The organism is Paenibacillus nuruki (genome assembly GCF_001721045.1).
Lineage (GTDB): Bacteria > Bacillota > Bacilli > Paenibacillales > Paenibacillaceae > Saccharibacillus > Saccharibacillus nuruki.
Map to the genome: position 1 here is coordinate 1 of NZ_MDER01000029.1, position 20,986 is coordinate 20,986.

Here is a 20,986-nt window from a genome sequence, read left to right on the forward strand (position 1 = left end):
ATATTAGAGCGAGTATAATTTCTCAAAAATATAACGAAGATTGTACTCAATATAATCGTAGGATTGCTAGATTATATTTTGGGAAAATACAAACTTTTATTGAATCACCAAAACTCAAATCAGAATCTTTAAATTCAATAAATAGTCAATTTTATGTAAATAATTTATTAGAGTCTTTAGATGACATATCTTCTAGAGCTTATGAATCTTCAATTGCTTTTGGGTCAATTTTATTTATGAATAAAGAATTAATTATAGAAAGTGACTTAATAAGATTTGCTATAAGATTTGCTAAGCATGATGTTATAAAACTTGAAGATGCTAAGCGCATACGTAAATTACTCGAATTGACAAATATCGAAAAAGATCTTTACCTTATTGCAGATCATAACGTAATTTATGGAATAGGAGAAGTTAATTGGCATTTGCAAAAAGATTTTTTAATTTTAAGGTTAGATTTTCATGGAGTCTCAAAATATATACTATCTTTTGCAAAACTAAAGATGCAATCAATATTAGAAGGTCAATTAATTACAAAAGAAAATCAAAAATTTTATCGTTCTGATTTAAAACTAGAAGAAAAAGAATTAATATCAATCACATTTAAAAATCCTAAAATTAATGAAGAAGGTTATTCCATAGAAAGGTTTTCTAGGATCTTATCTAAAGAGCTGTTTGAGAATAAAGAAGAGCAGATAAAAATAGAAAAACTGAATGAGATAGTTCAAAAAGCGAGAATGCAGAAACATGGAACAATAGTAGTTTTTACAAACTTTGAAACAGCAAAAAATGAGATTAAAAAGCTTAGCAAACAGTCAACAGTAATCGAAGTAGGACCAATAAATCCAGAACATATTGAATTTCTAACTTCTATTGATGGAGCAATCTACTTTGATAGTGATTGCAATTGTCATGGTATTGGAGTAATTCTTGATGGAGAAGCTCAAGAAAATATAGGTGATGCTAGTAGAGGAGCAAGATTCAATTCAGCTTATCGCTATATTGCAAAATTAAAAAAAAGTGGGCAAAAATGTGTTATCATAATTATTTCTGAAGACGGAATGATTGATGTTTTACCAGAATTTGAAGACGAAGACAAATTATTGGAAATTACTGAAGAAATTATTGATCTAATTAAAGAAGGAAAAGAAAATAATGAAGAAATGACAGAAAAAGAACTGAAGTTGCTTGGTTCATCACTTGTAGATAATGAATGGTTGTTTAAAATAGCTCAAACTTATTATGATTTAAATAATTACAAAAAAGCTAATAAATATTATACTAGAGCGATTGAACTTGGAGAAAAAGTGTTTATAGATGCTGATTATTATTTTAACGCAAGTATTAATGCTTATTTATTAGCATATACAGAAGAATCTTCTGATATTTATATTTATTCTACAAAATTAGCTTTTGAATTTATTACTAAATTGAATGAAGAGGAAAATAAATGCTATGGCTATTATATTTTAGCACTATGTTATATCGAAATAACTAAATTAAAAATGAAAAACAGAAATAAACAAGAAGAATTAGTCAATGATCTTAAACAAACACTATTTTTTGCTGAGAAAGTTTTAGAAAATCCTAAAAAAATAAATAATGAAAATTCCTCAGCTGTATATAAAAAAATAGGAGATATATATTATAAACTTATTAATATTGAAAAATTAGAAGATGAATATTTTTTAACTGAAGCTTTGAAATGTTATTCAATTTCAATACAATTGTATGAGAATTATTTTAATTATTATGCACAAGGCTTGACATATAAAAAATTAAAAAATATAAAAAAGGCACTCAAAAGTTTTATTACCTCTGCATTTTTTAAGGAATCAGAAGAACATTTTAAAGCAATATTGGATGAAGTTGATCTTATATTAAAAAAGAATAATAAGGTTATTAAGGCTGCTCGTTCTTTCTATGATGAGTGTGCTAATTCAAAATTCAAAATTCAAAAATTAGACACCTTGATTTTAGATTACGAAAATAAAGAATAATTAATTTTATAAATTTTGTTTTAAATTTTTATCCCATCCCTCAACCCCTGCTCATACATCACCGACTCTGCTATTCCTTGTAGCAGAGTCACTACATTACAATAATCCCTCAACAACTTCATTCCTTCTGGCTTCACATATGTACATAAGTCGGTAAAAAGCCGATCACTTTCTACCATCAACTTCTTATACTCGTCTGACCCATAAATAATCGTATTCGCTATACTTTCCATCCGCATTGACTTGAATTGATTAAAATCTTTTTCAAAATCATCCATAATAAAAACCTCCAAAAAAGTGATGCTATTATCGTAGCATCGCTTTTTTTAGCTGTATACGTTCACTCTGATAGCAAAGTGATGTCACTCGTGAAGTTTGGTATACTGACTACTTGCACTTAAATTTAATAAAGGCGGTACATCACATGCTATGGATTAGTGGAAATATTCGATTTGAACTCAACATCTTACATTATGATTATCCTCCAGAAAGAGTTGAATGCTTATATGACGACTGGCTAACGGTGCAGTTGATCGCCCAAGATGAAAATGGATTACAGTGGGAGGCGAGCAGTTCTTGTATGTTTGCTAAAGAGTTACAGGACTTACGAGATTGGTTCGGTTCGATACGAGTACAGAATGTGGTGTGGCAGACCTTCTTTTTTATGGAACCTGAATTAAGCTTTACATATATTCCAAATGGAACAGTAGAAATAGGTATATCTCAGTCTTTTTATCCTAAAGCCTTAATGGAGCATGGTAGACAAACGGTAGATAAAAGTTTAATTATGGAATTGCCTGAAGACGTTTTGTACGATCTCATACAGCAATTGGATAACATGATTGTAGAATTTCCACAGCGTTCCACCAAGCAATAGACAATGTAGAAAATGTCTTATACATACATTTTAAAATAAGGCGGTATATCATATGTTATGGATAGATGGTAAGGCAAGAGTAGAAATCAAGATTTTAGGGTATCAATATGAAGTTATAGAAGAGTGGTATGATGATTGGCTAACCGTACAGATTATCGCTCAAGATCAAAATGGATTTCAGTGGGAAGCCATCAGTCCGTCTATGATGACTTCGGAATTGAAAGGTTTGCGAGATTGGTTAGTTTCGGTGCGAGATAAACAGATGACATGGACATTTGCAGCATTTATGGAACCAGAAATTGAAATTTCTTATATCGAAGAAGGGCAGATTGAACTTAGCTTAAGTCATGCGTTTTATCCGCAAAAGCTAATAAAACTAGATCAAGATGAATATAAGAAAAAGTTTATCATCTCGTCTACGAAAGAAGTATTACAAGAAAAGATTGAAGAAATTGATGAAATGCTAAAACGATTTCCAGAGCGATGCAGTCGATATAACAACTAGATCAGATCAAGCGAAAATAAACACGTAAAAGTACAGTGGGTAAGGAAGAAGATACAGAATCACTTTCTCCAAAACTGAATCCAAAATTACCCTGACTTAGATCAAGTAGAGAAGGCTGTTTTTCAGATGAAGCAGGTAATAGACCGTATTGTTTCATCAGGCGATCTTTGAGTGCTGAATCGACCTTACTAGATGATTGTGCATCGATCGGTTGGGGTTGAATATTTATTGCAGATAAAGCTATAGTAAGGATTAGCATTAATTTTACGAATTTCAATTTATTTCTCCTTATATCTGCATCAAGAGAATTCTAAAACTTTAAAGTCCGAAATGCTTCGTACTGTAATTAGGCTAAAATAGAACGTGTGTTACGCAAAATATTTTGCATCGATTTTGTTTGAATAGACAAATGATCTACAATAGAAAAGTTACGTTTTTTAATATCCAAGCTTTTCATTTGATCGGTTAAAACAACGCCTTGAAATCGAAGACCAGCAGGGAGTTCAACTTCAAAAGGATAATTCTTTATTTGATTTGTAATCGGACATACGACAGCAAAACCAGTGATTTGATTAAAATTTTCTTCTGATAATACGATAGCAGGACGGCGACCAGCTTGTTCATGACCTGCTTGTGGATCAAAATCAAGCCATATTAAATCGCCACGAGTAGGAATTTTCAAAGTTTCTCGTCTCCTTCAATACCCCAATCCATTTCTTTATGTCGGGGAGATTCTGGCTTGATTTGAGCTAAAAGATTATTGAGGTGAGCTTTCAAATCTTGATTAGATTCTTCCTGTTGAAGAATCGGACGTAGAAGAATTTCATTATCATTAGTAATAATCATTTCCATTTCGGTACCTTCAGACCAATTCAAACGCTTAATTAAATCTGTAGGGATACGTATAGCACTGCTGTTTCCCCATTTGCTAAGTGTAGCTTTGGACATACTCATCACCTCATTTTATTTTATAAATATAGTATAAGATATTTAGATTGTAATGTATATCTATAGGATATACATTTAAATTATATAAATTTTATGAAGTATAAAGGAATATTTAAATAAACATCTAGAATAAGATTTATAAATAGGGGGCATTTTTTTGAAAAAGATATTATCAGGTATTGTATTAATCCTTGTATTGGGTGTTATCTTTATCACCCAGTTACAAGATGGATCGTCTACAAATACAAGTACCACAGCATCTAATCAGACAACACAGGTTGATTCGAATAATTCGCAGACACAGAATGAATCTTCGAATAAATCGACAAGCAATACTAGCCAAACCCCAAATAACCAGAGTAACAATAACCAAACGAACTCCGCAAATACATGCAAAGTTATCAATACCTTTGATGGTGTTGCCGATTATTTGAAAGAGTATAAAAAATTACCTTGTAACTATATCACCAAGTCCAAAGCAGAATCGTTGGGATGGGAATCGTCGAAAGGTAATTTGAATAAAGTGGCACCCGGTAAAAGTATTGGTGGCGATTATTTTAGTAATTATGAAAAGCTGCTGCCAGCTTCCAAAGGACGCAAATGGCATGAAGCCGATATCAACTATACATCTGGTTTTCGGGGAGCCAATCGGATATTGTATTCTACCGATGGACTGATCTACAAAACAACTGATCACTACGATTCATTTCAGCAAATCCAATAAATACGTCTGTACAACTTCAACTTCATATTCATCCATCGAAGATCGACAATCATTGTCGGTCTTTTGTTATAATGATAGCGATCTTATCACTACAGCTGATGTATCGAATCCAGAATGGAGTACAGAAACAACAAGTCGAAAGGAAGAACCAATATGACCAATACTCAGATGCAAGAAGCGATTGAATTACGTCAAAATGGACAATTAGAAGAAGCACGCACGAAATTACTCCATTTATTATTGGAAGATCCCGATGATCCTGTGTTGTTATATCAGGTTGCATGGACGTATGACAATCTAGGATTAGAAGCACAAGCCATGCCTTATTATGAACAAGCTCTTGCTAATGGACTACAAGGCGAAGATCGTCAGGGAGCGATGCTTGGACTAGGTAGCACGTACCGCACATTGGCTCATTATGAAAAAGCAGCGATTCTTTTCAAGCAAGCGATTCAAGACTATCCGGAGGCACGAGAATTTAAAGTGTTTTATGCAATGGTGCTGTACAATCTAGAACAATATGCAGAAGGCATGCAGTTATTAATGACTGAACTAGCAGAGACAACAAATGATAAAGGGATTGAACGGTATCAGCGAGCGATTTTATTTTATGCCGATAAGTTAGATCAGGTATGGGAATAAGCCGGTATAGACAGAGTACATATATAAATAAAGGAGTGGTTGGATATGCATACATGGAGTATTCGGGCAGTTACCGCAGACGATCAGAATTTTTTGTGGGAAACGTTATATTTGTCTCTTTATGTGCGTGAAGGAGAACCACCATTTGATCGGGAAGTGATCTATGAACCACATCTGGCTAAATATGTAGAAGATTGGGGTCAAGCTGGAGATGTTGGTTATACTGCAATCAATGACCAGCAACAACTGATTGGAGCTGTGACGGCTAGAGTATTACCAGCAGACAATCAAGGTTATGGTTATATTGACGAGGTAACACCAGAGTTAGGATTAGCTGTATTGGATGAGTATCGTGGACAAGGGGTAGGTACAGCGCTTATGCAAGCATTACTAACTGAATTACGACAACAACAGATCGCTCAAGTCTCATTGAGTGTAGATCCGAGCAATCCCGTTGTGCGCTTATATGAACGTTTAGGATTTGAAAAAGTAGCTGTCGTCGGTACATCGATTACGATGTTATTGGTTTTATAATTTTTTACGATTGAGCGCAATAAACACAAATTATTATTCAAATATAAGCATATTATTAGATAATCATTATTAGTATTATTCATTATAAAGATGTCTCATTTTGATGTATACTTCTATAGGGAAATAAACATCTGTAGAGGGGTTATCATTTTGTACAAAAATCTAAAGTTATATTTCAACAAAAGTTCCACACAAGCTCGTTCTCCACTGAAGGTTAGTGTGTGGCAGGCTATTTTAGCTTTTATCGGTGGATTTATCACTATATTTATACTGGTGAGTCTTTCAGAAGGGTTGCATTTGTCTTTATTGATAGCTCCTTTTGGCGCAAGTTGTGTACTGGCTTTTGCACTTCCAGAGGCGGCTGTATCGCAACCTAGAAATATTATTGGTGGACACTTTATTACTGCTTTATGCGGTTTGGTGATATATCACTGGTTAGGGAACGGCATCTGGGCTTTATCTTTAGCGGTTGGACTGGGTATTGCTCTTATGATATTAACGAAAACGACTCATCCTCCTGCCGGTGCAAATCCGATCGTTGTCATTACCGCAGCGAGTTCATGGTCTTTTCTAATTACGCCAGTGTTAGTCGGTTCTATCGTAGTAGTCTGTGTTGCCTTGCTATACAATAACTTAATCAAGCATCGAAAATATCCAACATTTTGGCTATAAACAAACAAAGGAACTCATCTATTGCGATTTCTATAGATAAGTTCCTTTGATATTTATCTGAGAATAGGAGTCATTATGCGTAAAATAATAAGTGGTTTATCTATAAGTAGTATGATCTTGCTTGCTAGTTGCACCGCACCTGCGCAACCTAGCGTTGAAGTTCAGTATAAGCAAGAAGTACAAAAACCGTTGTTACAAGATATTTATACATATGAATTTGATAAGATTGAACCACAGCACCAAAAACTTATAGACGAATGGCTACAAGAATCTCGTGCAGATAATAAGAAGAATCAGGTTTATTGTTTTAGTATTGGCGTAGAAGAAGATGCCAATGACGGCTACAAGTATATGTATGTATTTGGTAAAGGATATCGAACGTTTGAGACAGCATTTATGTATTCACAAGATAACCAACTTAACAGTAACGATACGAAGGCTCAAAGAGAAACAAGTCAAATAACAGATGAAGGTAAAGGCACTGTTTATTTTAAAGGAGTGAAAGGGGATCCCACAGATGAAACATTACTGCGGATTCATTACAATACCAAATATGTTAGTGCTACTGGATTAGTAGATAAGTTTTTTAAATAAAAAGTGCAGGTAAGCATGTGATCATATATGCTTTAACCTGCACTTTTTGGAGCGACCAGTTGAATATCTTCTAACTTGGGATGGCGTATCCAGTCTGAATGATAGCGGATAAAATAAAGCTGATCGATCTGTACTAACTGCATAATATCTGGTGTTGTTTTGAGATTAGCAGTGTCTTGACCTTGTTGAACCACAATACCTTGATCGGTCACGCCGACCACGCGGAATACACCTTCTGTTGTCTTTATACTGCTTACATATAGAAACGTCAAAGCCACTACCGCAATAGCGATCAATGTGATAATCTGGCGTGTACGTCTGATCGGCTTGCGAAGAATGGGCATATCTATCACCTCTTTCACCTAAAAATGAGATATAACCAGTATAGTCGATAGCGAAAGATACTTCTACGTTAGACCATTTTGAACTTTAATTTGCCTGTACAACGGGCATCCAACATAAAGTTCTGCAATCCAAAGAAACATAAAAGAAAAACTCTCTAAACCATATAGAGAGTTTTTGAATAAACCTATATTTTTTTCCTATCCTTATAAATTCGATTACTGCGGAATATTTCCTCCAGCAATACGATCTCCTGAATTTCCTGTCGGATCAGTCATCTCATCATCAGGAGCAGCATGAATAATAATGGAAGCCCCTAAAAGAGTGTGTTCATTTCCTTTTTCTAGACTGGCATTTGGTAATACCATTGTAGTATTAGCTGTACCATCTGCGGCTACTTCTAAGTTAGGTAGATCACCTGTATGTTGTCCTTTGGGATTGAGACGACCATGTTCATGTCCTTCTGGATTCAGATGCGATCCTGCTGTAGCAAAGTCGTTATTCGTAATAGCTGATTGGTGAACATGAATCCCGTGTTTGCCTGCGGGTAGATTTTTGACATTCACTTTGATATTCACATTATTCTGATCTTGCGTAAGGACGGCTGTTCCTATCGACTCACCTTTGCTATTTTTGATCTCTACCACTGGACTGTTAACAGAAATCGTTGCAGATTGAGGTTCCCAGTACATTTTGTTACCTAGAAGATCGCTCACATGGCGAATCGGTACATATGTAGTACCACTATATCTAAAAGACTCTGGAACCATACTGCCTTGATTATTGTATTGTGCTGAAGTGGTTTTTTGTTCACCATCTACATAAAATTTTAACGCCTCTGTATTCGGAGTCACCGTTGTAGCATCTGCTGCAAATGAAATACCTGAAAAAAATAAAGCTCCACCTAGAAAAGAAAGGACAAGATGTTTTTTACCTAAAGGTTTTTTCATTACGATTATTCCTCCTGTAATTAAAATAGGTTCTTTTTACATTTATACCCTTAAAATTACATTGTAAGCAGAGGGACTCAAAGTTATCCGGAATCTATATACACAATAATATTTAGCATATGTAACCATTTTATTATAAATAAAATATAAGTTATCGATTTAGATCAGAAAGGGGAAGACATACATATTAGAACGAAATCGAATCAAATCGGTATAAATATATAGAAATAAAAAAATAGTAGAATGATTAAATAATCATAATAAGTATTAAAATTATACGTATAATAGAATAATTTCATTAAAATATACACCATTTGTGTTAAAAATCGTATAAAATAACCGATCATTTTAAAATCCCTTAATTGTATATAATGTTAAAAATTAGTTGATAATACCTTGAAATTGTAATATATTATTTCAGGAATTAAAATTATATCCAAAGGGAGAAATGGTGATGAAAAGTATTTCGTTAAAGTTTGTTCTAGTTTTACTTGCAGTATTTATGCTTCAGTTCAACCATGCTTCAGCTGCATCTGCTAAAAGTACACTGAACGTTGGCGAGACATTGGCTAAAGGTCAGATGTTATCATCCCCAAGCGGTAGATTTAATTTGGTCATGCAAAATGATGGCAACTTGGTATTGTATCGTGATGCTGGCATTCCAATGTGGGATACGAATACTGATGGTGATGTATTCAAATACTATGACACATTTTTAGGTCGTGAATTTCAACGATATCCAGAAGCATTAACACTTTTCCCTAACACACTACGCGTTACTGATCCTTCTAAAGGTATCGTATTTTGGACAGCAGATGTGAAAGGATGGAGTAATGCACATTATAAAGGTAATGTACCTGCTGGATTAATTGGAGATAGCCTGGTTGTACAAGATGATGGAAACGTTGTTCTTTATGCTACTGGCAAAGGTCCAGTATGGGCTTCGAATACAGGCGGATATTAATACATACACGAGAGCCGTGTTGAGCGGCTCTTTTGTTTTGCTTTATATTGTATAATGAGTTTAAACAGACAGAACATTGTAGTTTGTCGCCAAAAGTAAATGCGTCGAGGAGGTTACAGGTGATGCGCCAAAATATTTATGATGACCCGACTTTTTTTGAATATTATAAAGAGTTACGGAGCACAGGGATTACTTTTAATGATTTTGTGGAGCAACCTGCTTTGAAAGCATTATTGCCGGATTTAAAAGGATTAACAGTACTTGATATGGGTTGTGGATTCGGTAAGTTAGCTTCCTATATGGTAGAACAGGGAGCAGCGCATGTGACTGGCGCAGATATCTCAAGCAAAATGTTAAGTATTGCACCCAAGCTTCCAGAGATTACATATATTCATGCACCGATAGAAGAATTGAATTTTGAAGCTGAATCGTTTGATCTGATTGTCAGCTCTTTAGCTTTTCATTATGTCGCTGATTATGATCGCCTGATGGCGCAGATTGCGAAATGGTTACGTTCCGGAGGAACATTGGTCTTTTCAACCGAGCACCCGATTACCACAGCCAAGTTAGATATGGAAGGTTGGGTAGAAGATGAGCACGGAGAGAGATTGCATTATGCGATAGATAATTATGGGGAAGAAGGGCAACGTAGCACTCATTGGGTTGTTGATAATGTGATTAAGTATCACCGGAAAGTATCTACACTGGTAAATGGTATGATTGCTCATGATTTGATCGTACAACACATTGATGAACCGGAGTCTATTCCAGAAGGTTTGGAGAAAATGCCCAAGCTCACACAAGAGCGTCGCAAGCCTTCTTTTATTTTGTTCAAAGCGGTAAAAAAGTAAATGAATAAAGGAAAGTATAAGTGGATGATTGAATGTCTGCGGGTAACGCTAAATATCAAATCAAAAAACCATTCCTACTTTCTAAGGAATAGTTTTTTTGATCTTCAAGAAGCCAAAAGTCATCAACATTTAATCATTTATCTTCGCTTTTCAACCAACTGTAATGCATAATCAAGACTTTCTAAAGTCATAGACACCAGCCCATGCATATAATCTTGATCAGGCTCTTTCAACATGTGAAGTTCTGCCATGTGTTCTATAGGAATGTATTCCAGACAAGCGTTGTACAAATCTTTAACTTGTTCTGAGTGTATTTGATCGCCTGTTAAAGCAATCTTTTCCGGATTAATTGTAGCGATTAAGCTGATTAGCATTTTGGCGGCTAAAGGAATAAAAGTCGAAGGCTGATGAAGTTGAGCATATTGTTCTTCTCGTGTTATGCCGAAAGGGAGAAAAGAAATTTCACCTGCAAATCGAGTATTTCCTTTGTGAATATGCCCATCGATCATTAATCCTGCACCGGGGAAGCTTCCTTTGATAAAAGTTACTACTGCTATCGTTTTATCTTGATCATACTGTTGTTTTTGATAAAATCCATAAGCGGTCAGATTCATATCATTTTCAATAATAATATCGATGCCATACTTTTCGTTCAATTGATATTCTAAAGGAACCCCAATCAGTTCTGAAGCATCACAGATCTGTATCATCCCTTGATGCGCTACACCCGGGATCCCTATCCCGATTGCTTTGATATTGCCATAGGTATGAATCAATCGTTCGATCAAATGATCAATTATTGTCGCATTCACAGAAGACACCTCTTCATGCCCGCTTTCGATATATTCACCTATGGAATTAGCTACAGTATATGTCAGCGAGTGCCGAGTTTCTTCTGCTTTGATATAGATACAAGCAATATAAGAAAAGTGAGCATTATACATAAACTTCTTCGCAGGACGACCACCATGAGAATCTTCTTGTTCATGTTCTAATACTTCGCCCGTTGTTAGTAATTCATTGAGTATTGTTCCACAGGTAGCGATACTTAATCCTGTAGCTTGAGCTAGATTAGCTTTGGTCGCTGAAGTGAGCGATTTTAGAGTTTTTTTAATCACTTCTGTATTGATTTGTTTTACATGTATCGTGTTATGGATAAACGGTTGTATGAGTATCACCTCTATCGAATTTTGATAATAGTTATTAAAAGTATTATAATAAGTAATATTATAATTTAATACCCCATCATTGTCTAATGAATTAAGCAGATACAGGTGGATATTCAAGGAGGCAATCGTATACATGGCAACAGACAAAGAAAAGATGCTAGCCCAGAAATTATATATGGCTGGTGTAGGCGAATTAGCAACAGATAATAAGAAATCTCGGATGCTTACTCGATTATTTAACAACACAACCGCAGAGCAGTGGGAGTATCGGACTGAATTACTTCAGCAATTGTTAGAATCCGCAGGTAAGAACGTATTTATTGAACCACCATTCCGTTGTGATTATGGTTGTCATATTACAATTGGTAATAACTTTTATGCCAATTATGATTGTATTATTATTGATGTTGCCAAAGTAAAGATAGGCAACAATGTGTTTTTTGGCCCACGAGTAGGTGTGTATACAGCAGGGCATCCTATCGATCCTGATGTACGCAATACCCTTTTAGAATTTGGTAAAGAAATCACGATAGGCAATGATGTCTGGATCGGAGCAAATGCAGTGATTAACCCGGGCGTAACGATTGGGAACAATGTAATAATCGGTTCAGGCTCGGTGGTCACCAAAGACATTCCAGACAATGTGATTGCTGTAGGAAATCCTTGCAAAGTCTTACGAGCGATTACTGCTGAAGATAAGCAATACTGGGAACAGCAAAAAGCAGAGTATGAAGCAGATATCGAGCATTAAGATTAGACTTGGATCGGTAAGCTATAGACAATACTAGATCCATACCAAAAAATACCAAACCAAAAAGGCATAAATACTCTGATGAATCCCAGAGTGCTCATGCCTTTTTATTTTGTTTCTATCTAGCAACGGATACGATATGCTGATTGCTTATCATGTAGTGCTAACCAACCATTTTACACAATACGCTTCCGAATCCAACCCGAGATCAGATCGGTTAAGATAACCAGTACGATGATTCCTAACAGAATCACACCTACACGATTCCAATTACGCATATTTAGAGCAAAAATCAGTGGTGTTCCGATACCACCAGCGCCCACTAGACCCAGTGTTGTAGCTGAGCGAATATTAATCTCGAACCGATACAACGAATACGAGAGAAATTGAGGAATCACTTGAGGCAATACGGCAAACCATAGAATTTGTAATCGCGTGGCTCCAGCAGCCGTTAAGGCTTCACTAGGACCTGTTTCAATACTTTCTATCGTTTCTGAAAATAACTTGGCAAGCATACCGATCGAATGGATACCAAGTGCAAGCACACCGGCAAAAGAACCCGGGCCAACAGCTTTGATAAATAAGATCGCAACAATCATTTCAGGAAAAACGCGAATTACACTAAGACTGAACTTACCTGTTCCTGAAACTGGACGACGACGACTCATATTAGTTGCTGCCCAAAAAGCAAAAGGAATACAAAGAAAAGCAGAAATAAATGTACCTAAGATTGAAATGACTAAAGTATCAAGTAGTCCACGTAATAAATCTTCACCCGCAGGATCATAGACAAATGACCAATCAGGATGCATAAATCCATCTAAAATAGAGAGGGAGACACTTTTGGCAGTGGATTGAATCCCTTCGAATTTGAGACCATTAAATGCCCAGATATACACAACAACCAGAAAAATAACCCAACACCACGGACGAATTTTGTGCCAGAGTGGCTTAGCCGGTAACGTATGATTCATAGTAATTTCCTCCGCAATACAGTACTTCCGTAATCAATAACCAGTACAATCACAAGCGTTAGCAAAATAATCATAGCTGCGCGATCATATCGGAATAATCCAAGAGAGCGATCCAGTAACAGACCAATACCACCAGCACCCACTAGACCTAGAACAGAAGCTGCTCGTACATTAATTTCAAAAGCATACAACAGATAAGACATGTAATAAGGCAATGCTTGAGGGATTACGCCAAAGACGATTAATTGAATTTTATTGGCACCTACAGCCGTCATAGCTTCCATAGGACCCGGATCAATCGCTTCGATCGCTTCAAAAGTAAGCTTAGCAATAAGTCCAAATGAGAAAAATAGAATCGCTAACATTCCGGCAAATGGTCCTATCCCGAAAATCGCTACAAAAATCGCAGCAAATAATAGATCAGGAATGGTACGCACTAAATTCAGAATCAAGCGTACGGGCAAAGAAACCAAACGACTTTGTACAATATTGTAGGCACAGAGTAAGGATACAGGAATTGCTAACAATCCACCTAACATCGTACCGACCAGTGCAATCTGTACGGTTTCAACCATCGGCTTCCAGATCGTAGGCAAGTAACTCCAATCGGGTGGGAACATTTCACTTAACAAAATGCCCATTTGTGGTAATCCACGTATCAATTGATAAGGAGTAACTTCAGTCTGAATACTACAAAGGACAAGCACGACTATAAAAAATAGCCATGTCAGTATTTTTTTGTATTTCTTAGGAGCTGCAGGGGCTTCAATCATCATATTCATAACGGTTCTCCAGAAGTCGCTTTGATATCTGCCGCATCTGGAATCACAGTCACGATATCTTCGCCAGGTGCATTAGCGCCTAATACTTCATCACGATGGATCGGGCGTCCGTAAATATGAGAAAATACATCATCTGTAGCTTCTTCCGGTGTTCCATCGAATACAATTTCTCCTGCCCGTAACCCGATAATCCGAGTCGCATATTCACGTGCCAAATCTATAAAATGCAGATTAATAATTGTAGTAATTTGAAGCTCTTGATTAATACGTTGAAGATCATCCATTACTTGACGAGTCGTTAACGGATCAAGAGAAGCTACCGGTTCATCAGCTAGAATAATCTGTGGTTGTTGCGCTAACGCTCGTGCGATAGACACCCGTTGTTGCTGTCCACCGGATAACTGATCTGCACGACTATATGCTTTTTCTTGCAAATTAACGCGTGCTAACGCATCTAAAGCAAGTTCATGGTCTTCTTTGGGGAACATACCGAATACAGTGCGTAGTGTAGAATGATGACCTACACGACCGGACAATACATTACGCATTACAGTCGAACGTTTCACTAGATTAAAACTTTGGAAAATCATACCGATCCCACGGCGAATACGGCGCAATTTGGCACCTGAAGCCGAAGTGATCGATTGACCGTTAATCTGAATATCACCTTCGCTAATATCGATCAACCGATTGATCGAACGAAGTAAAGTTGATTTACCTGCGCCGGACAGTCCGACAATGACGACTAATTCGCCTTCGTTAATCGTTAGATTGATATGGTTAAGCCCTTTGGTTCCATTAGGATACACTTTGGAAACGTCATTGAATGTAATCATGATTTGCCAACTTTCTATATTCAGAATAATGTACTTCATTAGTCGCATCGTACCTATAGATGAACTCAACAAGCAGATTGCTATGTAAAATAGCAAACACCGTCCGAAAAGAAGGACGGTGCTGCCAAGTGCTCACTACATTCTTTGTTTACTTGGTTGCTTGACCTACAGCTTCTGCATATTTACGAACAGGATCGAAGTTTTTATCGTCGCCTTTTTCATAACCTACATGACTGTAGATTTCTTCAATAATTTTGCTACCTTCTGGATCGTTACCGATATCGATAAAGGCTTGACTAATTTTGTCGCGCCATGCTTGATCCATATCAGAACGTACGCTGATCGTATCGTTAGGAATAGGAGCAGTGAAGTGAAGGACACGTGTTTGTTCGAATACGTCTGGAACATCTTTTTTAACATTGTTACGAGCATCTTGGAAGATCGCTACGGCATCAACTTGACCATTAAGCAGAGCCATTACAGCCGCATCATGACCTTTGATCGTGATACCTTGTACGTCTGTATCTGGATCAATACCTGCTGCTTTCATTTCAGCTGCCGGGAATACATAACCTGCGGAAGAAGTCACATCTTGCCATCCCATTTTTTTACCTTTTAGATCAGCAAGTGTTTTGATGTCTGAATCTTTTTTAACGATAATCATTGATTTGTAAAAGTTTACTTTATCTGTAGTCGGTTGACCTGTCTCATCATTTACACCGAAACGAAGAGCTTGTAGCAATAAGTCTGCTGCTTTACGGTTGTCATGAGCAAGTACGTAAGCATTCGGTGGTAAAAATCCAACATCAATTTGTTTGGAAGCCATTGCTTCTACGATTGTATTGTAATCAGGAGATACCGTTACTTTGACAGGAATCCCTAATTTGTCGCCTAGTAATTGTTCAAGTGGTTTGGCTTTGGCTTCAAGCGTGTCTGCATTTTGTGAAGGTACGAATTGAACTTTCAATTCAGTCGGCACATAGCTAGAAGACTCTGCTGCATTACCTGTTCCTGTAGATGCCGCTTGATTACCACAAGCTGCAAGTCCTGTTGCCAGAGCAACGGTCATACTTAACATTAATATTTTTTTGAACACTTTTATTTCCCCCTAGAAAAGTAGTCTTACTGGTTGTGTAGGTAAAGCTGTGCATGATATAGACTGTAGGCACCGTTTGAAGTATGCAAAACTCCCTTATGTAATCATTTGTAGGTTAGATATTTACTATTTACGATAAGCTAAGGTATAACTATGATAGTTAATATCACTTTTAAAGTTGTTATACATTTGTAAATGGCGATAAACAACCCACAAAATTTATTCTACGTTTTTATTGGGAAAGAAGGGTCAGCGCAAATGATGACTTCTGTCAATTATTTGTAAAATATTAAACAGTGGTCAAATGTTTTGTAAAATGGTTACTATTATGAGTGTGAAAGAAGGAGTATAGAATGAATACCAAGCAACCGATCACAGCTCAATTGCGTTTATTAGGAACAACCGATCTGCATGTGAGTCTGACAGGATATGATTACTATCGTAATGAAGAGACTGTAGATATTGGGCTATCTCGTACAGCGACTTTGATTCATCAAGCACGTAAAGAAGTGAAAAATCATATGCTGTTTGATAACGGAGATATTTTACAGGGGAATCCATTAGGCGATTACGCAGCTTCTAGTCTGTTCTGGCAACAAGATTCTTATATAGAAGCAACAGACAAAGTACATCCGATTCATCAATTAATGAATACGTTATCGTATGATGCAGCAACCGTAGGCAATCATGAATTTAATTATGGATTGGATTATTTACAGCAGTGTATAGAAGGTGCCCAGTTCCCATATACGAATGCTAATATTTATCATGCTTCTAAGGATTCAGCAACAGCTCAAGAATCAGATAAGCTACCTGATACATTGTTGCCATCTTACTTAATTTTAGAACGACAAATTGTAGACGATCATGGAGATATACATAATATTCATATCGGCGTGATAGGCGTAGTGCCTCCTCAGATTATGCAATGGGACAAGGCTCATTTAGAAGGTGAAATCACAGTGCAAGATATGGTGAGAGCGACACAGTATTGGATTCCACAGATGCGTACAGCAGGAGCAGATCTGATTGTGATGCTTGCTCATACTGGATATGTAGACTCTGACGATACAACAGTTCTCAGTGAAAATGCTGTTTTACCGCTAAGTGAGATTGAAGGGATCGATGCGATCTTTTTCGGGCATGCGCATAAGTTATTTCCGGGCAATGAATTTGCTGGTAAACAAGGAGTGGATCTTGAGCAAGGTACGATTAACGGTGTGCCTGCGGTAGAAGCAGGCGTGTGGGGGAGTCATCTAGGCATCATCGATCTGCAATTGCATTATAAGAATGATGTGTGGAGTGTAGAACAAGGTGTATCTCAATTGCGTGCGATTTATGATCGTGAACAAGGAGTATCTACTGTAGAACCAGATCTAGAATTAGAACAGATTGCTGCTATTCCGCACCAAATCATATTGGATCATATTCATACACCTGTAGGAGAAAGTACGATTCCCTTATACAGTTATTTTGCATTAGTAATGGACAGTGCTTATGTACAAATTATTAATAACGCTCAAATCTGGTATGCACAACAAGTATTGGCAGATACATTGTACAGTCATCTTCCTATCGTGTCGGCTGCTTCTGCTTTCAAAACAGGTGGACGTTATGGACCACAATATTACGCTTATATTGAAGCTGGCAAAATGACACTACAACATACATCGGATATTTATAATTACGCGAATACGTTATGCGCAGTACGTCTAACCGGGGCAGAGATTCGTGAATGGTTAGAATGGTCAGCAGGGCTTTATCAGCATATTGATCCACAGGTTACTGAAGAACAATCATTGCTTCATCCCGATTTTCCTTCGTTTAATTTCGATATCATTGACGGAATGACGTATCAGATCAATGTGTGTCAGCCACCACGGTATAGTGCAGCAGGACAATTATTGAACAAAGATGCCCATCGTATTGAACAGTTACGTTATGAAGGCAAAGACGTAGAGGATCATGCAGAGTATATCGTGGTGACCAATCAATACCGGGCATATTCGACTCCATTTGCTAATCCTGATGGAAATCGTGTTATTTTAGATGTGCCTGTAGAGAATCGAGAAGTATTGATTCAGTATATTCGTGCACAAAAGGTGATTCATCCAGAAGCAGATCATAACTGGTCGCTTACATTAGGATCATCCTCTGATAAAGAACTGGTATTATCCAAGCCGATCATTACTGTTCCTTCTTCACCGGATGCACAAAAAATCCTATCCGCTCATCCACAGTTAACGTACTCTGGAATGAACGGAGAAGGATTTGCTATTTACCGTATAGAATTATAGTTCAGGATCAGACTCAGGTAGTGGTGTACCTGGTTGTAGAATACTCTTCATATAATGCCGAAGAGTAAAGTCAATAATGTGCTGTTTGTACGGGGATATACTGTTGTCTTTTTTAGACAGTGTATCCTTTTGCTGTGTTTGTGATTCGTCTTGCTCTTGACCAATCCGTTCGGAAAAGCTAGATAATGTCGTAGTTAATCCGTGTAACATCGCCCAGAGTGAGCGTACAATGATATCTGCTTCGACATCTACAATATATTGTTGATCAATTGCGATCTGTACCGCTTCATGGAGAAAAGTATATCCATTGAGTCGATCGTTCACATCAAGTTCTGCATTTGATACGGATTCTAGATTGCTGATAAACATAATATCATAATGATCAGGATGCATAATCCCATATTCTACATACGTTTTGGATACTAGAAATAGGCGTGCTGGAATATCGTAACCATGTTCTTCTAATTGATTCGCTTGCTTCGTTAACACAGTAAAAAATTGAGAATAGACTTCACGCAATAACTCCTGCACAATGGCTTCTTTATTCGCAAAATAGTGATAAATAGTGGTCGGTGAATATTCGATACGATCTGCAATTTTACGCATTGATACGTGAGCATATCCTTCAGTGACAAAAAGAGTACGTGCCGCATCCATAATTTTGCTTCGTAATTGTTCGTTATCTCGTTCTCTTCTAGCGTGGTGCTTCATGATCGTTTAATTCCTTTCTAAAAATAACAGTTAGCTATACAAATGTAGTACATAAATGGTTAAACAAAATAAAAAGTTATTAATCAGTAATATTTTTCGAGAAAAAGAGGCTACGGTTTATCTATCATACTGCAATGTATCACACTCATGCCAATCGCAACTCTGTAAATCTCCTATATTTTGATAAAAAATGACAAAGGTAGTAATGTATATTTCGGCATATGATCGACATTTGTAAAGTGATAAATGAAGCTTATACAAATATTTAATCGCTTACATGATAAAAAATAATTGGGAGTGCTGTCGATATTGCTTTAAAATACCATTATAAGACGAATATGATCCTATCCCAATAGTGGAGGCTGATGTTATGGAAATATATACTAACATTTTATCCAGTGCACGTAAGCAGTTTTTATATTACAAAACGCTCGGTGATAAAGCGATATCACAATTAGAAGAAGATCAGTTATTTGTTATTCCCAGTGAAGAAAGTAATAGTATTGCGATGATTGTAAAACATTTATGGGGCAATATGCTTTCACGATGGACAGAAATATTTACAACCGATGGTGAAAAGGAATGGCGTAATCGAGATGCTGAGTTTGAAAATGATCTTGCTACAGCGGCTGATGTGATCAGCAAGTGGGAAGAAGGGTGGAAATGTTTATTAGATACGCTGGATCAAGTTGAACCTCAGCAGTTAGAACAGATCATCTATATTCGTAATGAAGGGCATACTTTACTTGAAGCGATCAATCGACAGCTTGCTCATTATCCATATCATGTTGGACAGATTGTATATATTGCCAAAATGCTCAAAACCAGTGAATGGAATAGCTTATCGATCCCACGTCAAAGTTCTGCCACGTATAATCAGAACAAATTTAAACAAGAAAAAGGCATTCGCCATTTTACAGATAGTGAGCTAGAACGATAATGAACAATAGAGAAAGGATAGGAAAGATAGGGCGATGTCATGTATACTAAGGGATAACACATCAACAAGGAGTGCTTGAAAATGACAAACGCTAATATAGGAACTTGGGATATTACACTAGAGGACGATAAACATGATCAGGTACTGCGTTTGCAATTTGACGATCAGATTCAATTGCAGAAATTTATTCTTTCATTAACGGTAGAACAATTACTCACTTCTCATATTTATGATCCAGACCAACGGAGTATGAACGGGAAGACCTATCTATATCATTGTTTTGAATAGATAAAACGATCTGGAAAATGGAGGTATACCGATGGAAATGTTATTTCGCTATAACTGGCAAGTACGTCAAGAGTGGTTCGATTGGTGTGAATCCGTATCAATAGAAGAATTGCTCCAACAACGTACCGGTGGCGTAGGCAGTATTTTGTATACGCTCTATCATATTGTAGATGTAGAATATAGCTGGATTAATGACCTTAGAGATCAACATAGCTTACTCACTGATTTTGAAGACTACCATACAGTCGCTCAATTACGGGCTTTGTCTGATCAATTGCATGTAGAAGTAGGCGGATATGTAGAAGCATGGACATCCGATCAAGAAAATCATATTCTTCACAATATACGCAAAGACGGATCAAGCGAATCATTGACCTATGGTGAGGTGATGCGTCATGTGATTGCCCATGAGATTCATCATATCGGTCAGTTATCCATTTGGGCACGAGAATTAGGACGTGAGCCTGTCAGTGCCAATCTGATTCGTAGGGGGCTGACGGTATAAAGGAGCTAATGTATAGACTTCTTGAGGATAAATA

At 36.8% G+C, this 20,986-nt stretch carries 27 protein-coding genes; 15 read left to right on the forward strand and 12 right to left on the reverse strand.

Annotated elements, in window-relative coordinates; all coding sequences use genetic code 11:
- On the forward strand, positions 1 to 2,000 hold a 2,000-nt coding region (locus PTI45_RS04205; protein ID WP_139129211.1), incomplete at its 5' end, for a tetratricopeptide repeat protein.
- A 20-nt stretch (positions 2,001 to 2,020) separates the two neighbouring features.
- Here the strand turns inward: PTI45_RS04205 and PTI45_RS04210 are convergent.
- Positions 2,021 to 2,278 carry a hypothetical protein gene (locus tag PTI45_RS04210; protein ID WP_069326298.1) on the reverse strand — a complete coding sequence of 86 codons (258 nt, stop codon included), beginning with the start codon at positions 2,276 to 2,278 and terminating at the stop codon, positions 2,021 to 2,023.
- A 146-nt stretch (positions 2,279 to 2,424) separates the two neighbouring features.
- Here PTI45_RS04210 and PTI45_RS04215 point away from each other — a divergent pair, with 146 nt between their 5' ends.
- A complete protein-coding gene (locus PTI45_RS04215; RefSeq protein ID WP_069326299.1) occupies positions 2,425 to 2,877 on the forward strand; it encodes a WapI family immunity protein in 453 nt (150 codons plus the stop codon).
- 52 nt (positions 2,878 to 2,929) lie between these two features.
- On the forward strand, positions 2,930 to 3,382 hold the full coding sequence (locus tag PTI45_RS04220) for a WapI family immunity protein (protein WP_069326300.1): 453 nt from the start codon (positions 2,930 to 2,932) through the stop codon (positions 3,380 to 3,382).
- A 1-nt stretch (position 3,383) separates the two neighbouring features.
- On the opposite strand, the gene PTI45_RS04225 is transcribed toward PTI45_RS04220, so the two are convergent.
- The 3 genes from PTI45_RS04225 to PTI45_RS04235 all read right to left on the reverse strand — a co-directional run bounded on the left by PTI45_RS04225 (position 3,384) and on the right by PTI45_RS04235 (position 4,336).
- On the reverse strand, positions 3,384 to 3,659 hold the full coding sequence (locus PTI45_RS04225) for a hypothetical protein (protein WP_069326301.1): 276 nt from the start codon (positions 3,657 to 3,659) through the stop codon (positions 3,384 to 3,386).
- 69 nt (positions 3,660 to 3,728) lie between these two features.
- The gene (locus tag PTI45_RS04230) at positions 3,729 to 4,064 is read right to left on the reverse strand and encodes a type II toxin-antitoxin system PemK/MazF family toxin (RefSeq protein WP_069326302.1); all 336 of its coding nucleotides are present in this window, start codon (positions 4,062 to 4,064) and stop codon (positions 3,729 to 3,731) included.
- Entirely contained in the window at positions 4,061 to 4,336 is a 276-nt protein-coding gene (locus PTI45_RS04235) for an AbrB/MazE/SpoVT family DNA-binding domain-containing protein (protein ID WP_069326303.1), read from the reverse strand. Before PTI45_RS04235 ends, PTI45_RS04230 begins: the two co-directional genes overlap by 4 nt.
- A gap of 151 nt (positions 4,337 to 4,487) precedes the next feature.
- Between PTI45_RS04235 and PTI45_RS24590 the strand changes: the two genes are divergently transcribed.
- From PTI45_RS24590 to PTI45_RS04260, 5 genes are all read left to right on the forward strand, one after another.
- Positions 4,488 to 5,054 carry a ribonuclease domain-containing protein gene (locus PTI45_RS24590; RefSeq protein ID WP_342672108.1) on the forward strand — a complete coding sequence of 189 codons (567 nt, stop codon included), beginning with the start codon at positions 4,488 to 4,490 and terminating at the stop codon, positions 5,052 to 5,054.
- Positions 5,055 to 5,207: 153 nt separating this feature from the next.
- Entirely contained in the window at positions 5,208 to 5,696 is a 489-nt protein-coding gene (locus PTI45_RS04245; RefSeq protein WP_069326304.1) for a tetratricopeptide repeat protein, read from the forward strand.
- Between the two features lie 45 nt (positions 5,697 to 5,741).
- Positions 5,742 to 6,230 carry a GNAT family N-acetyltransferase gene (locus PTI45_RS04250; protein ID WP_069326305.1) on the forward strand — a complete coding sequence of 163 codons (489 nt, stop codon included), beginning with the start codon at positions 5,742 to 5,744 and terminating at the stop codon, positions 6,228 to 6,230.
- 150 nt (positions 6,231 to 6,380) lie between these two features.
- Positions 6,381 to 6,902 (forward strand): HPP family protein, encoded by a 522-nt coding sequence (locus PTI45_RS04255; protein WP_245703417.1) that lies wholly within the window; start codon positions 6,381 to 6,383, stop codon positions 6,900 to 6,902.
- Between the two features lie 75 nt (positions 6,903 to 6,977).
- Positions 6,978 to 7,496, forward strand: a complete 519-nt coding sequence (locus tag PTI45_RS04260) for a hypothetical protein (RefSeq protein ID WP_069326306.1) — start codon at positions 6,978 to 6,980, stop codon at positions 7,494 to 7,496.
- Positions 7,497 to 7,528: 32 nt separating this feature from the next.
- Here the strand turns inward: PTI45_RS04260 and PTI45_RS04265 are convergent, their stop codons facing one another.
- Positions 7,529 to 7,840, reverse strand: coding sequence for a hypothetical protein (locus PTI45_RS04265; protein WP_069326307.1), 312 nt, complete (start codon positions 7,838 to 7,840; stop codon positions 7,529 to 7,531).
- 216 nt (positions 7,841 to 8,056) lie between these two features.
- Positions 8,057 to 8,788, reverse strand: a complete 732-nt coding sequence (locus PTI45_RS04270) for a superoxide dismutase family protein (protein WP_069326308.1) — start codon at positions 8,786 to 8,788, stop codon at positions 8,057 to 8,059.
- 454 nt (positions 8,789 to 9,242) lie between these two features.
- On the opposite strand from PTI45_RS04270, the gene PTI45_RS04275 reads away from it, so the two are divergent.
- Together PTI45_RS04275 and PTI45_RS04280 are read left to right on the forward strand one after the other, a co-directional pair.
- Positions 9,243 to 9,752, forward strand: coding sequence for a hypothetical protein (locus PTI45_RS04275; RefSeq protein WP_069326309.1), 510 nt, complete (start codon positions 9,243 to 9,245; stop codon positions 9,750 to 9,752).
- A 122-nt stretch (positions 9,753 to 9,874) separates the two neighbouring features.
- On the forward strand, positions 9,875 to 10,603 hold the full coding sequence (locus tag PTI45_RS04280; RefSeq protein WP_069326310.1) for a class I SAM-dependent methyltransferase: 729 nt from the start codon (positions 9,875 to 9,877) through the stop codon (positions 10,601 to 10,603).
- Positions 10,604 to 10,740: 137 nt separating this feature from the next.
- Here PTI45_RS04280 and PTI45_RS04285 read toward each other — a convergent pair whose 3' ends face one another.
- Complete coding sequence (locus tag PTI45_RS04285; protein ID WP_342672109.1) at positions 10,741 to 11,721, reverse strand: ROK family protein; 981 nt, start codon at positions 11,719 to 11,721, stop codon at positions 10,741 to 10,743.
- A 184-nt stretch (positions 11,722 to 11,905) separates the two neighbouring features.
- Here PTI45_RS04285 and PTI45_RS04290 point away from each other — a divergent pair, with 184 nt between their 5' ends.
- Complete coding sequence (locus PTI45_RS04290) at positions 11,906 to 12,523, forward strand: sugar O-acetyltransferase (RefSeq protein ID WP_069326311.1); 618 nt, start codon at positions 11,906 to 11,908, stop codon at positions 12,521 to 12,523.
- A gap of 176 nt (positions 12,524 to 12,699) precedes the next feature.
- On the opposite strand, the gene phnE (PTI45_RS04295) is transcribed toward PTI45_RS04290, so the two are convergent.
- From phnE (PTI45_RS04295) to PTI45_RS04310, 4 genes are all read right to left on the reverse strand, one after another.
- Entirely contained in the window at positions 12,700 to 13,497 is a 798-nt protein-coding gene (gene phnE / locus PTI45_RS04295; RefSeq protein ID WP_069326312.1) for a phosphonate ABC transporter, permease protein PhnE, read from the reverse strand.
- Entirely contained in the window at positions 13,494 to 14,279 is a 786-nt protein-coding gene (gene phnE / locus PTI45_RS04300; RefSeq protein WP_083243336.1) for a phosphonate ABC transporter, permease protein PhnE, read from the reverse strand. The genes phnE (PTI45_RS04295) and phnE (PTI45_RS04300) overlap by 4 nt, the downstream gene beginning before the upstream one ends.
- Positions 14,276 to 15,115 carry a phosphonate ABC transporter ATP-binding protein gene (gene phnC, locus PTI45_RS04305; protein WP_083243337.1) on the reverse strand — a complete coding sequence of 280 codons (840 nt, stop codon included), beginning with the start codon at positions 15,113 to 15,115 and terminating at the stop codon, positions 14,276 to 14,278. Before phnC ends, phnE (PTI45_RS04300) begins: the two co-directional genes overlap by 4 nt.
- Positions 15,116 to 15,263: 148 nt before the next feature.
- Positions 15,264 to 16,211: a phosphate/phosphite/phosphonate ABC transporter substrate-binding protein gene (locus PTI45_RS04310; RefSeq protein ID WP_069326314.1), complete on the reverse strand. Its 948-nt coding sequence runs from the start codon at positions 16,209 to 16,211 to the stop codon at positions 15,264 to 15,266.
- 353 nt (positions 16,212 to 16,564) lie between these two features.
- Between PTI45_RS04310 and PTI45_RS04315 the strand changes: the two genes are divergently transcribed.
- Positions 16,565 to 18,508, forward strand: coding sequence for a bifunctional 2',3'-cyclic-nucleotide 2'-phosphodiesterase/3'-nucleotidase (locus PTI45_RS04315; RefSeq protein WP_069326315.1), 1,944 nt, complete (start codon positions 16,565 to 16,567; stop codon positions 18,506 to 18,508).
- Here the strand turns inward: PTI45_RS04315 and PTI45_RS04320 are convergent.
- Complete coding sequence (locus tag PTI45_RS04320; protein WP_069326316.1) at positions 18,503 to 19,219, reverse strand: TetR/AcrR family transcriptional regulator; 717 nt, start codon at positions 19,217 to 19,219, stop codon at positions 18,503 to 18,505. The two genes, PTI45_RS04315 and PTI45_RS04320, sit on opposite strands and share 6 nt — an antisense overlap.
- A gap of 370 nt (positions 19,220 to 19,589) precedes the next feature.
- Between PTI45_RS04320 and PTI45_RS04325 the strand changes: the two genes are divergently transcribed.
- The 3 genes from PTI45_RS04325 (at position 19,590) to PTI45_RS04335 (ending at position 20,952) form a co-directional block, all read left to right on the forward strand.
- Positions 19,590 to 20,159: a DUF1572 family protein gene (locus PTI45_RS04325; protein ID WP_069326317.1), complete on the forward strand. Its 570-nt coding sequence runs from the start codon at positions 19,590 to 19,592 to the stop codon at positions 20,157 to 20,159.
- A gap of 81 nt (positions 20,160 to 20,240) precedes the next feature.
- Positions 20,241 to 20,447 (forward strand): hypothetical protein, encoded by a 207-nt coding sequence (locus PTI45_RS04330; protein WP_069326318.1) that lies wholly within the window; start codon positions 20,241 to 20,243, stop codon positions 20,445 to 20,447.
- Between the two features lie 31 nt (positions 20,448 to 20,478).
- Positions 20,479 to 20,952, forward strand: coding sequence for a DinB family protein (locus tag PTI45_RS04335; protein WP_069326319.1), 474 nt, complete (start codon positions 20,479 to 20,481; stop codon positions 20,950 to 20,952).
- Positions 20,953 to 20,986 lie beyond the last annotated feature (34 nt).

Bases quoted from the DNA above. Each gene is read 5' to 3' on its own strand.
- PTI45_RS04210 (WP_069326298.1), bottom strand. From the start codon at position 2,278: ATGGATGATTTTGAAAAAGATTTTAATCAATTCAAGTCAATGCGGATG.
- PTI45_RS04215 (WP_069326299.1), top strand. From the start codon at position 2,425: ATGCTATGGATTAGTGGAAATATTCGATTTGAACTCAACATCTTACAT.
- PTI45_RS04220 (WP_069326300.1), top strand. From the start codon at position 2,930: ATGTTATGGATAGATGGTAAGGCAAGAGTAGAAATCAAGATTTTAGGG.
- PTI45_RS04235 (WP_069326303.1), bottom strand. From the start codon at position 4,336: ATGAGTATGTCCAAAGCTACACTTAGCAAATGGGGAAACAGCAGTGCT.
- PTI45_RS04245 (WP_069326304.1), top strand. From the start codon at position 5,208: ATGACCAATACTCAGATGCAAGAAGCGATTGAATTACGTCAAAATGGA.
- PTI45_RS04250 (WP_069326305.1), top strand. From the start codon at position 5,742: ATGCATACATGGAGTATTCGGGCAGTTACCGCAGACGATCAGAATTTT.
- PTI45_RS04260 (WP_069326306.1), top strand. From the start codon at position 6,978: ATGCGTAAAATAATAAGTGGTTTATCTATAAGTAGTATGATCTTGCTT.
- PTI45_RS04265 (WP_069326307.1), bottom strand. From the start codon at position 7,840: ATGCCCATTCTTCGCAAGCCGATCAGACGTACACGCCAGATTATCACA.
- PTI45_RS04270 (WP_069326308.1), bottom strand. From the start codon at position 8,788: ATGAAAAAACCTTTAGGTAAAAAACATCTTGTCCTTTCTTTTCTAGGT.
- PTI45_RS04275 (WP_069326309.1), top strand. From the start codon at position 9,243: ATGAAAAGTATTTCGTTAAAGTTTGTTCTAGTTTTACTTGCAGTATTT.
- PTI45_RS04280 (WP_069326310.1), top strand. From the start codon at position 9,875: ATGCGCCAAAATATTTATGATGACCCGACTTTTTTTGAATATTATAAA.
- PTI45_RS04290 (WP_069326311.1), top strand. From the start codon at position 11,906: ATGGCAACAGACAAAGAAAAGATGCTAGCCCAGAAATTATATATGGCT.
- phnE (WP_069326312.1), bottom strand. From the start codon at position 13,497: ATGAATCATACGTTACCGGCTAAGCCACTCTGGCACAAAATTCGTCCG.
- phnE (WP_083243336.1), bottom strand. From the start codon at position 14,279: ATGAATATGATGATTGAAGCCCCTGCAGCTCCTAAGAAATACAAAAAA.
- phnC (WP_083243337.1), bottom strand. From the start codon at position 15,115: ATGATTACATTCAATGACGTTTCCAAAGTGTATCCTAATGGAACCAAA.
- PTI45_RS04315 (WP_069326315.1), top strand. From the start codon at position 16,565: ATGAATACCAAGCAACCGATCACAGCTCAATTGCGTTTATTAGGAACA.
- PTI45_RS04320 (WP_069326316.1), bottom strand. From the start codon at position 19,219: ATGAAGCACCACGCTAGAAGAGAACGAGATAACGAACAATTACGAAGC.
- PTI45_RS04325 (WP_069326317.1), top strand. From the start codon at position 19,590: ATGGAAATATATACTAACATTTTATCCAGTGCACGTAAGCAGTTTTTA.
- PTI45_RS04330 (WP_069326318.1), top strand. From the start codon at position 20,241: ATGACAAACGCTAATATAGGAACTTGGGATATTACACTAGAGGACGAT.
- PTI45_RS04335 (WP_069326319.1), top strand. From the start codon at position 20,479: ATGGAAATGTTATTTCGCTATAACTGGCAAGTACGTCAAGAGTGGTTC.